Raw genomic sequence first — 10,043 nt, forward strand, 5'->3', positions numbered from 1 at the left:
ATTGTGGCTGTAATCTTCTACCGGTATGGTAAGTGGCAGTTGTTCATAGAGTGCATTTGCTGCCGGACTGTCATTTAACCGAAAGACAATATGCTGTCCGTCTTCTCCAGTTACCTGGATTCGTAATTCATGAACAAGGCTGTCCTTTGCGCCAGAAGTAGTTTTTTCTGTTCCCGAAGTCTTCGTTTCAGAAGAAGTTTGTTCTATCTGATCTAAAGTCCTGCTTTCCGGCTCCTGCCTGATTTCTCTGCCGCATGCCAAAAGAGAGAGCAACAGGATTCCTACAATGAAAAGGTATACTATTTTTTTCATTATTCTCTAAACCGCCATTTGATTTTCCATTTGGTCCATACGGCAGGTTATGACAGTTTTTTCCGGATTTACTTTATCTTTTTCAATAATCAGTTCTCCAATATAATCTGCACGGATGCTTCCTCCTGACGGATTCATTACACTGTCTATTTTCCCATCAATATCCACATCTACGGTAGAGTACTCAAAAGCCAGTGTGGTGTTTAACAGCCTGCAGTTTTTCATGACAAGATTTTCAATATAGCACAAGCCCTGTAAGCTTTCTATGGTACAGTTAATCAAGGTCAGATTTTTTGCATTCCATCCCAGATATTCTCCGGAGATAAAGGAATCATATACCGTCACATTTTCGGAGTTCCAGAAAGCATCTTTGGAGAGGAGTCTGGCGTGATGGATTTCCATATTTTTTACTCCGTCAAAGGAATAATTTCCGACCAGCTGAAAATCCTGAAGTTTCATATTCCGGCTATTCATCGCAAAGTAGTCTCCTTTGGCTGTAACCTGTTCCATAGTTACCCCATCACAATGCCATAAGGTCTCAGCAGCATTTGGAAAATTAACATCTTGTAGGTTTACGTTATGACAGCGGCGGAAATTTTTCGGGGCCTCAATAATTGCATTTTTTACCGTAATATTGTCTGAATACCATACTCCTGCACGGCCCATTTCAAACCATGTACAATCCTCGGCTAAAATATTCGTACTGTACCACAGCGGATATTTCCATTTAAACATGCTTCCATACAATTCTATATCCTGACTTTCCTTAAGCGGTGACTCTCCGTCTGTGAATATGGTGTCGTATATTTTTAAATTTTCGCCTTTGAAAAGCGGGCGTTCCCCGGTTAAATATTGCTGTCTGATTTCTTTCATTTTTCATTACTCCTTTATTATGATTGTTCGTTAATACGGGTATCTGTTCTGCATGCACCTTTATTGTTGTTGTTTGTAAATATAGGCAACTGCACTGCATGCTCCTTTATTATTGTTGTCTGTTAATACAGGTATCTGTTCTGCATGCACCTTTATTGTTGTTGTTTGTTAATATAGGTAACTGCACTGCATGCTCCTTATTCTGCTGTAACGATTCAGCCGCTGTATTTCTTACGGTTGTGCAATTTGTACGATTTTGTTGCCCCATCCCTCTAAAACCGGATTCTCTTCTACGGCATTCACAAATGCGTCGGTAGCGTCAAAAGTACCTATTTTTGTATATTCTCCGGTAATCTCTGCATCATGGTAAAATAGTACAATGCGGTTTGGATCTGAATAATATACCTCGCCAGCTTTTTCCGTCGTTACCGTTACCGGGGCGGAAGGAATATCATATCTGCTTGAAATATCATAATACTGCAACACGTTATAGTCGGCATCATCATCCCTTTCATAAATTGGAAGCCTCCAGTCTGAAGTGCCCACATAACGGGCTATGGCTTTTGCAGTTTCATTGTCTTCCAATTGCATTAAGAAAGGTTCCCCTTCATCTCCGAACCGTACTTCCAGCTCAGTAGCGGTACCTGACGTCTTATCTGTTTCAGTATCTGCTTCAGCAGCTGAATCTGTGCCAGAGCCTGCGTCTGCTTCCACAGATTGATCCGCCCCCGCCCTTTCCACTGCTTCTGCTGTTGAATTTGTCTCTGAATATGAATCTCTGCCTGTAATTATCTCTTCTCCTGCATTGGAACTAATTTCAGCATCAACTGACTGCTGTCCGGAACTGTTGTTGTTCGGATTCTCTCCTTCCTGTCCACAACCTCCAAGGAATACCATGGATATCATGATCAACATTCCAGTATTCATTACTTTTGTTAATGTTTTATTCTTCATAATCTGTCCTTTCTGCTTAATTTAGCCTGGCTATTTCGAATTACCTGTTATCTCAGGTTTTGCCAGTTGTATGATATTATTTTTATTCTGTTGTTAATACTGTCATATCCGCCTTCTTTATCCGGCGGGATGCCAGATAGGAAAATAGAAGGAAAAAAAGGGTTACTGCAAAGCCCGGTATCAGAATGATCATTGCAGTGGGCTGAGAGGCAAAATTGCTGATTCCTGCAAGTCTCATCACATGGGACACCAAAGGATCGGTCAGAATTGATGCAAGGATCGTTCCAGCCACAGCACCCACAATTGCCACAATGCCAAACCGCAGAGCAAATGTTGTGCGAAGCATGTTTGTGGGACAGCCCAGGGATTTGTAGATTCCAAGATCCTTTTGCTCTGCAGTAAGAATCTTGCTTCCGGTCATTGCAGTTACAATTAAGATGAATACGGCAGTCATTCCATATATAAAGGCCAGCAGGCCGTGCATGGCTGTAATGATACCGGAAAGTCCCGGCCAAGAGTTCTCATGGATATGGACATCGCCTCCATAAGCTGTTTCCAGTGCCTCTGTTATGGCTGCTTTTGCAGCTGCATCTTCTAGGAAATAATGATGGCACCATAGCTGTGGGTCATCCTGCCCGATGGAAAGGTACCCTTCCCGGCTCATACCAATATTGGCGCCCATATCATTGGCACAGTGATAGATTCCGGAAACGGTAAATTCCCGGCTTTTTATATCGCCTCTGACCGTCACCTTGTCGCCAATGGTTATATTTAAATCGGTTGCTGCTGTTTCTGTCAGAACAATTTCATCATCCTTCTCGCTGGTCTTTCCCTGACTGATATGGAACCGTTCCGGCTGGGTAATCACATTCGCCGTAAAGTTGGTACCATCTACCGATACGCTTGGCATGGCAAGCAGATAGCTGTCGGTGATTTTGGTATAGGACTGTATCATATTTTCAATTTCCATGGCATTTAATTCCCCCAGTGCCTGTACGCCGATATCCAGATCTGCCGGATTAAAAGCATCCATCATGCCTTTCCCCTCCGGTCCTAACCATGCATTTATTCTTCCGGCCAGAGATGCGGAAAATACAAGCAGTACCGCTATTATACAGGCACTGAGATATCTCTTTTTTCCTGACAGGAGCTGGCGTACAGCCAGGTGAAGGGCGAGACCCTTTGCTTTTATCCTGGCATGCTTGCCCGGTTTCCAATTCATCCCGGCCATTTCGCCCCGGATTGCTTTCATCGGGGTAACTAAAATGATCTTTCTCAGTTTCAAAACGGTAAAACCGGCAAGGAGAAATATAATTACTGCAAAAGCAGCCAGACATGGCAATGCAGGTAAGTCAGCCGGGAACAAAACTCCTGTAGCTGTCAGAGTCATTCTGCTTATAAATCCAGCCACTGGGCGTGCAGCCACCAGCCCTGTTAGCAATCCTGCTGCGATAGTAACGAAATAGGGTATCAGCTGCAGACAGATCAGACGCTTTCCGGTAAGTCCAATGGTTTTTAAAATTCCCAGATTTCCTGATTCCTGTTCGATGACACCTGATATGCTGTGTCCCAGAACTACCATTGAAGCCCCGAGCAGAACCAGGGCAAACGCTGCCAGAAGTCCGCAGAATGCATTTTGCAGAATCACCATAAATTCTTCCATAGCACCGGCACTATGTATAAATTCTGTATATTGGGAGATGGGGGTATTTTCGTTGAGGATCCGGTTAATTTCGGATAGGCTGAAATTATTTCCATCATTTGTGAAAATGTGAATCATGGCGCCTTTTCTTGCCAGGCTGTCCATGCCTGCTCCCTGAATGGTCTGAAGGATGGATGTATAATCGTCTGTTGAAATCAGGAACCCTTTCATACCAATCATCGAACTTCCCATATAAGGATCCTCATAATATCCGGAGACGGTAAGGTTTATCCTTTCTCCTCCTCTTGCCACAGGAAATGTAATGATATCTCCTATTTTCAGATCCATGACTGATGCCATAGAGGGGGAAACATAAACTGTTCCGGGAGTAATTTCCATAGGAGATTCCCCGTAACCGGACAGGTCATCACGAAAGAAATGATAGGTTTCCTCTTCTGCTGACCATGGAATTAATTGACCTTCACTGTCTGAATCCATACCGTTTGCTTCATATTTTGAAAAAATAAGATTCTGTACGGCAGTAGATTGCATACCTCTCTGCATCTCAATGCTTTTGGTAAGTGCCGCCATATCTGGTACATCGGATACCCAGGCCGTTAGACTGCCAAATCCCACACGCTGCATCTCCTGACGAATATACGCCCCGCCCCTTAAAAATACGGTGAAAACAGTGGAAATGGATAAGGATACGAGAAACAGAAGTACCGCGATTCCAAAGAGACTTCCCTTATGTTTTTTGATGCCAGCCTTTATTATGATTTTATTTTCCATCCTTAAGCCTCCTACCATTGCAATTCGGACAGCCATTTGCTGATTCGGCGCTCTCTCTGCTTTTCCTGGGTTTCCTGGTAAGGAGTCAGTATCAGCTCATTTATGGTTTTTCCATCCTCCAGATATAAGATCCGGTTACCTCGGATGGCGGCGCGCAGGTCATGCGTTACCATCAGAATGCTTTGCCCCTTTTTGTTTAGGGCACTTAAAAGGTTTAAGACTTCTTCTGTATTGGATTTGTTCAACGCACCTGTCGGTTCATCACACCAAAGGATATCAGGAGAGCTTATGACGGCCCTGGCGATGGCAGCCCGTTGGGTTTCACCACCAGAAGTCTCCGATGGCAGCCGATCCTTTGCTTCCCATATACCCATTTCCATTATCAATGTCTCTGCCCGTTTCCGAATCTCCGTTTCACTTTCTTTATTACTTACATAACCCGCAACTAACACATTTTCCAATAAAGTGAGATTGCTAACCAGATGTGACTGCTGAAATACAAAACCAAACTCTCTTGCTCTTATTTTCGCCATTTCTATTTCTGAAATGCTGCATAAATTTTTCCCTTTGTACTCCACGTCACCACTGGTTGGAAGGTCCATTCCGCTTAAAGTATACAAAAGCGTTGATTTTCCTGATCCGGAAGTCCCCATAATAATCGTAAAGTCCTCTTTGTAAATATTCACATCAATATGATTCAGTACAATGTTTTTCCTTTGACCATGGGCAAAAATTTTACGAATCTGTTTTCCTTGTAAGATTGCGTTTCTCATCTTATACTCCTTTGTTTGGTATGCCTATACTTTAACCCCTGCAAATAACATGGCGCTAACAAATAAATAAACAATTTCTAAACTAATTCGTGAATATTTCTAAACTAAATTTGTAATAGCAAATAGTATTTCAGGCAAACAAAAAACACGGCAGCATCACCGTGTTTTTAAAATATTAAATATTACAATTCCCCTGAATATAGCAATTTTCCAAAATGAAATGCCTCATTTAAATGATTCGTTTCTCCAATTCCCGGTTTGCCATTAGTATCTCCGCAACCTCCTGCAAGCAGCATGCCTTTATCTTGAAAACCGATGTAGTTCACGACAGCAAATTGATAATAAGAGGACGCCTGCTCAAATGTCCAGAATAAATCATCAGCAGATGTCATTAATAATGCACTGTCTTTTACTGGATATTTCTCATACCTTCCATATGGAGGGTTCTCATCTTCTTCCGCAATACTATAAAATCGTTCAATAAAAGCTTTTAATTTTGATGATATGGTCCAAAAATACAGGGGTGATGCAAATACAATACAATCTGCCTCTTTTATTTTAGGTACCAATTCCTGAAAACGATCCTTCTGTATACATGGTTTTCCATTCCGGCAGGCATTGCATCCCAGACATCCTTTCACCTCATATTGAAGTAACGATATTTTTTCCACCTGATGTCCTGCTTCTTCTGCTCCATGTATAAAAGCATCTGCCAGCTGCATGGTATTCCCATTTGCCCGGCCGCCTCCCACAACTACCAATATATGTTTCATTTATAGCTCCTTTCCTTAATAAATGTAAATCCCGTCATATTACATGAATGAATAATCCCGGATAAAGTTAGTGGTATAAGTTGTTTCCGTCTGGGGCAGCGTAATCCCGTTTTGTTTTCCGGACGCAAAACACTTTAACATCCATGCCATATTTCTTCCGATGTTGCGCATAGTCTGCAGCCCTTCTTCGTCTTTCCTCACATCTTCCGGTGTCTGTCCATGTACCATATTCCAGTAGGTAGATCCTGCGGTTGGCATCTGTGCGATTCCAAAATATTTATTGATAGCATCCAAAGAAGCAGTGGTGCCGCCCCTTCGCGCTGATACAACAGCTGCTCCCGGTTTATACCTGAAAGACTTATATAATTCACTTTTGCCATTACTGTAAAAAACTCTGTCTAAAAATGACAGCAGACTTCCACTTGGATGTGCAAAATAAACCGGGGAACCAAAGACGAAACCATCCGCCTCATTGGTTTACTCCATCATCATTAAAAATACATCCCTTTGGGCTGCATTTATTACAGGCGATACAATCCCTGACCGGTTTTACCCCAATCTGGAAAATCTTGTAATCAATCCCTTCCTCATTCAGAATTTTTCCAATCTCTGTTAATGCTGTATAAGTACAGCCTTTTAAATTTGAACTTCCATTTAACATCAGTACTTTCATTTAAAAACCTCCATTGACATCTTTATGGCGACATTATACAATTAGTCTATCTAATATACAAGAACGCACTATTTTGATAGATACTATCTAAAAGGAGAGTTAGAATGAAAATCCCCCATGAAGAAATTGACATTAAACCCTTTGCCTATGCAATTTCCCTGATAGACGGAAAATGGAAAATGCATATCCTTTTCTGGCTGTGGAAATGCGAAGTTATGCGATACAGTGAGATAAAAAAGGCACTTGATACAGTGACCCACAAAATGTTGTCAAACAAGCTCAAAGAACTGGAGACAGACGGTTTGGTCTCGAGACATGAATATCCACAGGTTCCTCCAAAGGTGGAATATTCCCTGACAGAGAAAGGCTTGTCTTTGATGCCAATTTTAAATACCATATGTGAATGGGGACACCAGCGTATTGAATCGTGAGTCATACTTTTATATATAGTGTTTATCTAAAGTTTCAACCATCCCGTTATCTCCTTTTTGGATAATCAATTGTTTTTTGCCTGTCCCGGGATCGGGAAGGATCTCATCCACAAAAATCACATAAAACTGTACATACTCCAGATGCTTTTCCGAAAGAATCTTTTTCATCTGTTTTAACATTTCTGTGCGTATAGAATCTTTGGATGCATGAGCGGATACTTCTGCTTTCATTTCAAAGGCATCGCGGCTTATCTGGCAGAACTGGTAATCCTTCAGACCTTCGATACAGAATCCTTCTATTGCCAGGGGATGCAGAAATTCTTTATTCCCGGAGCCGTCTTCAAACCAGAGAATATCTTCGCTTCGTCCCAGCAGTCCCATAGCTCTGGTAAAAGGCAAGTGACTGTCCGCTTCTGCTGCTTTAAGTGTCAGACTGTCCGAGAGGCGGTAACGGATCAATGGCTGGGCAAAATTATAAAGGCAGGTCAGATACATGACGCCGCTTTCCACTTCAATGAAATTCATATCATCAAAAAGCAGCATGCCTTCTTTCTGGTTCATTTCCACCCCAAGAGCGAGGGATTCACTGGAACCATAAAAATTGACTACTTCTGTTTTGAAGATTTCTTCCAGATATTTTCTGAGACTGGCGCCAAGGGGCTCTCCACAGGAAATTACCCGCACCACATCCACATCTGCATTTCCATTTTCTACAAGCTCTGCTAAAATTTTAATAGCAGAAGGATATCCAATAATAATATTGGGCTTAAATGCTTTTATCTGCCGGATCCACTCATTAAGAGGTGTTTTGATATCCAGATACATCTGGCTGGCACCCACTCCGTCTATCCCGTCGCCTACTGCCATGGCACCGCCATATCGGCCGTCTGTGGCTGCAATATAGATGATCCTGGGGCGCTTTGCAAGTAGCGAAAGTATCTTCGGCATGGACATATTCCAGAGTGCTGCACGTATAATGCCAAGGAGCATTGTGTTCCAGGCATGTTCATCATATACAAAGTAACCCGGTCTGCCTGTACTTCCGGAAGAATGAACCACATGGTATTTATCTTTGTATAATTTTTGTTTCGAAGATTCCGCGGCATCAAATTCACGAAGGCCCCGCTGGCGCAAATCAGGAGGAACCACCAGTTCATCAAAATGTTCCAGGAAAGATTGCTTGTCAATCGTTGGGAAGCAGGAAAGTGGAAGTTCATCCAATTGAGCCTCTGTAATTCCTGCCGCCTGAAAAGTCCTTTTATAATAAACGGAGTGGTCCCAGACAAAATGCAGCATCTGCCTTAATTTTTTATCCTGCAGAGCGTGCATCTGTTTTGGGCTGAGTTTTGCCTGCCTTTTGAAACGGTATAACCCCAGCAGTGTTTTGGCGTAATTCATCTGCTTCTCCTTTCTACTGGACGGTGAGGGAATACCCATTATCATAATTTTCCCGGTGGTAATAAGTCACTTCTTTTGTATGCTGATTCATTACGATGCTCCATTCGGTGGATTCAAACTCTCCAAAATTGTCTTTGCTGACGCTGTCCAGTGCATCTCTTACGTCTGTTTCTGTCATGGTCTGCTTAACGGTAAGTGCCTGTTGGAGCAGGTCGTACCGGGTATGGGACTGGGTACTTCCAATGCCGTATTTTTCGCCCTCAGCCAGATAGAAGTTGGTAACCACAGGAGTCTGCGTAACCACCATTTCATTATTTATATATTCCACTGCAACGCTGTTTCCTTCTGCATCTGCAAGAGCCAGATGTATCATCATCCCCATAGAGGCATGCAGGTCGTACTGTCTTAGGAGGTACAATGCTTCCGCGACATCTGCTGCCTGATCCAGAAGCATACGAATGGCGGTTGTCGTTGTAATGTCCGGTTTATCGGTATTCTGTTCAATGGTATCCGTATCCTCAATCATGTTCACAGATACCGCAAGTCCCTTTTCATTCATTCCGTCAAGTGGTGCATACAAAGCAATAGCTGCCTGCACATGATCTGGCAGAATAGAAATATCGAGCCCTCCTGCCTGTATGAAATCCATGTTGACCGTGGATATGGATGCATATCCCTCATCAGGCCGGGAACTGATAATCAGCGCATTGCAGGCATTCCAGTCAAAATTTCTTCCAAAAAGATATCCATCTTCTGTGTTTTTCACAGACAGAGTACTGCATCCGAATGGATTCCCGCCAAAGAGAAGTTCCGGAAGATTAGAAGACAGCCGGCTGCTCACATACTCTACAACTTCCTCATCGGAAGATGCCCCTCCCTGTTCCAGAAAACTGCCAAAACCGTAGTCTCCTTCATATCGGACAACGGATAAGTCTTCTTCCAGCTTTGTAATGCTGGTATCCGGAGAAATTATGTTTATATTTGAGAGTTCTGTTTGATCTGAATTTTGATCTCTGTTTTGTCTTGCATTTCGCTCCCTGTTTTCCATCGTATTCCCTTCCTTATCCCTAACTTTTTCCATATTTGTATTTGCTTGTGATGTTTCACTTTGTCCACATCCGGTTAGGGTGCTTTGCAGAACTAAGGACAACATAAATATTATAATTGCTCTTTTTTTCATTATTTTATAAATCCTTTCTTTATCTTTTAGAAACTGATAAAAATCAATCTGTGAGGTGTACGCCCAACCGAAAAAACCGATTCGCTTTCACAACCTATTAATTTCAGAAAATATTACTACGCCCTTATACTGTAACCCCGGGGGATAAATTGCCGCTAACAAAAAGATAAACAATTTCTAAACGGATTGTTTCGGATTCCTTAACTGTTTTATCAGCTTTTCTAACCGAACAATTAGAAACC

The 10,043-nt window shown here is 42.4% G+C and carries 9 protein-coding genes and 1 pseudogene; 1 reads left to right on the top strand and 9 read right to left on the bottom strand.

Annotation, left to right across the window (positions count from 1 at the left end; genetic code table 11):
• The 7 genes and pseudogenes from ACH2DQ_RS06610 to ACH2DQ_RS06640 all read right to left on the bottom strand — a co-directional run.
• Nucleotides 1-312, bottom strand: a 312-nt coding sequence (locus ACH2DQ_RS06610) for a cyclophilin-like fold protein (protein ID WP_395026056.1), incomplete at its 3' end; no start/stop codon positions are given.
• Nucleotides 313-318: 6 nt separating this feature from the next.
• On the bottom strand, nt 319-1,185 hold the full coding sequence (locus ACH2DQ_RS06615) for a DUF3737 family protein (protein WP_394911828.1): 867 nt from the start codon (nt 1,183-1,185) through the stop codon (nt 319-321).
• A gap of 231 nt (nt 1,186-1,416) precedes the next feature.
• The gene (locus ACH2DQ_RS06620; protein WP_394911827.1) at nt 1,417-2,139 is read right to left on the bottom strand and encodes a cyclophilin-like fold protein; all 723 of its coding nucleotides are present in this window, start codon (nt 2,137-2,139) and stop codon (nt 1,417-1,419) included.
• 82 nt (nt 2,140-2,221) lie between these two features.
• Nucleotides 2,222-4,573, bottom strand: coding sequence for an FtsX-like permease family protein (locus ACH2DQ_RS06625; RefSeq protein ID WP_394911826.1), 2,352 nt, complete (start codon nt 4,571-4,573; stop codon nt 2,222-2,224).
• 11 nt (nt 4,574-4,584) lie between these two features.
• On the bottom strand, nt 4,585-5,346 hold the full coding sequence (locus ACH2DQ_RS06630; RefSeq protein WP_394911825.1) for an ABC transporter ATP-binding protein: 762 nt from the start codon (nt 5,344-5,346) through the stop codon (nt 4,585-4,587).
• A gap of 182 nt (nt 5,347-5,528) precedes the next feature.
• Nucleotides 5,529-6,119, bottom strand: coding sequence for a flavodoxin family protein (locus ACH2DQ_RS06635; RefSeq protein WP_394911824.1), 591 nt, complete (start codon nt 6,117-6,119; stop codon nt 5,529-5,531).
• A gap of 39 nt (nt 6,120-6,158) precedes the next feature.
• Nucleotides 6,159-6,792: pseudogene (locus tag ACH2DQ_RS06640) on the bottom strand (flavodoxin family protein).
• Nucleotides 6,793-6,896: 104 nt separating this feature from the next.
• Between ACH2DQ_RS06640 and ACH2DQ_RS06645 the strand changes: the two are divergent.
• A complete protein-coding gene (locus tag ACH2DQ_RS06645; protein ID WP_394911823.1) occupies nt 6,897-7,223 on the top strand; it encodes a winged helix-turn-helix transcriptional regulator in 327 nt (108 codons plus the stop codon).
• A gap of 9 nt (nt 7,224-7,232) precedes the next feature.
• On the opposite strand, the gene ACH2DQ_RS06650 is transcribed toward ACH2DQ_RS06645, so the two are convergent.
• Nucleotides 7,233-8,621, bottom strand: coding sequence for a phenylacetate--CoA ligase family protein (locus tag ACH2DQ_RS06650; protein WP_394911822.1), 1,389 nt, complete (start codon nt 8,619-8,621; stop codon nt 7,233-7,235).
• A gap of 13 nt (nt 8,622-8,634) precedes the next feature.
• Nucleotides 8,635-9,702, bottom strand: coding sequence for a carcinine hydrolase/isopenicillin-N N-acyltransferase family protein (locus ACH2DQ_RS06655; protein WP_394911821.1), 1,068 nt, complete (start codon nt 9,700-9,702; stop codon nt 8,635-8,637).
• Nucleotides 9,703-10,043: the final 341 nt, after the last annotated feature.

Source organism: Robinsoniella sp. (genome assembly GCF_034124845.1).

Bases quoted from the DNA above. Each gene is read 5' to 3' on its own strand.
- ACH2DQ_RS06635 (WP_394911824.1), bottom strand. From the start codon at position 6,119: ATGAAACATATATTGGTAGTTGTGGGAGGCGGCCGGGCAAATGGGAAT.
- ACH2DQ_RS06650 (WP_394911822.1), bottom strand. From the start codon at position 8,621: ATGAATTACGCCAAAACACTGCTGGGGTTATACCGTTTCAAAAGGCAG.
- ACH2DQ_RS06645 (WP_394911823.1), top strand. From the start codon at position 6,897: ATGAAAATCCCCCATGAAGAAATTGACATTAAACCCTTTGCCTATGCA.
- ACH2DQ_RS06625 (WP_394911826.1), bottom strand. From the start codon at position 4,573: ATGGAAAATAAAATCATAATAAAGGCTGGCATCAAAAAACATAAGGGA.
- ACH2DQ_RS06655 (WP_394911821.1), bottom strand. From the start codon at position 9,702: ATGGAAAAAGTTAGGGATAAGGAAGGGAATACGATGGAAAACAGGGAG.
- ACH2DQ_RS06620 (WP_394911827.1), bottom strand. From the start codon at position 2,139: ATGAAGAATAAAACATTAACAAAAGTAATGAATACTGGAATGTTGATC.
- ACH2DQ_RS06630 (WP_394911825.1), bottom strand. From the start codon at position 5,346: ATGAGAAACGCAATCTTACAAGGAAAACAGATTCGTAAAATTTTTGCC.
- ACH2DQ_RS06615 (WP_394911828.1), bottom strand. From the start codon at position 1,185: ATGAAAGAAATCAGACAGCAATATTTAACCGGGGAACGCCCGCTTTTC.